Annotated in this window: 1 pseudogene; it reads left to right on the top strand. The window is 64.8% G+C overall.

What is annotated here, in order from left to right:
* Nucleotides 1-1,150, top strand: a pseudogene (locus IG65_RS35515) (condensation domain-containing protein); the annotation flags it as partial.

Genomic DNA, 1,150 nt, shown 5'->3' with positions numbered 1-1,150 from the left:
GTGTTGCACCACATCGCTTTCGACGGATGGTCACCGATTCCCATGGCCCGCGACGTCAGCCACGCGTACCGAGCCCGCCGACACGGCCACGCACCGGATAAGGCACCGCTGCCGGTGCAATACATCGACTACACACTCTGGCAACGCAAACTCGAGTACTGGGAACACACCCTCGCCGGAATGCCCGAACACCTCGAACTCCCCACCGACCGACCCTACCCACCAACCACCGACCACCACGGCGCCAGCCTGAAAGTCGAATGGCCCGCGGAATTGCAGCAGCAGATCAACCGGACCGCGCGCGAACACAACGCGCGCCGGCCGCGACGACCCCGCCCTCGACGAATTGGTCGGCTTCTTCGTCAACACCCTCGTCCTCCGAGTCGACCTGAACGGCGATCCCACCCTCACCGAGTTACTCACTCAGGTCCGGACACGGAGCCTGGAAGCGTTCGAGCACCAACACGTACCGTTCGAGGTACTGGTCGAACGGCTCAACCCCGCCAGGTCCCTGGTACATCATCCCCTCGTCCAGGTGTTGCTGGCCTGGCAGAACTTCGCCGAGAACAACGAATCCACCGCCGGGTTGCAGCTCGAGGACCTCGACGTCACCTCGCTTCCGCTGGACACCCACAGCGCCCGCATGGACCTAGCGTTCTCCCTCGGGGAACGCTTCACCGACAACGGCGACTCCGCCGGACTCACCGGCACAGTGGAATTCCGCACCGACATCTTCGACGCCACCACCATCGAGACACTCATCCAACGGCTGGAACGAACACTGAGCGCCATCACCCGCGACCCGGGGCGGTCACTGTCGTCGGTGGACCTGCTCGACCAGACCGAACACACCCGGCTGGACGAAATCGGCAACCGCGCCGCACTGCACACGCACACACGCTCGGCGATGTCGGTTCCGGCGTTGTTCGCCGAACAAGTGGACCGCACCCCCAACGCAACGGCCTTGAGCTGCGGTGCTCGTTCATGGACCTACCTGCAGCTCGAGCAAGCCGCGAACCGGTTGGCACACCTGCTCACCGACCGCGGGGTAGGTCCCGGATGCGTGGTCGGGCTACTGATGCAACGCTCGGCACAAGCCATCACCGCCATCACCGCGGTACTCGAGACGGGGGCGGCCTACCTGCCCATC

The sequence above is a fragment of the Nocardia sp. NRRL WC-3656 genome (genome assembly GCF_000720265.1).
GTDB classification, from domain to species: domain Bacteria; phylum Actinomycetota; class Actinomycetes; order Mycobacteriales; family Mycobacteriaceae; genus Nocardia; species Nocardia nova.
This window is presented reverse-complemented; position numbering and strand designations above follow the sequence as displayed.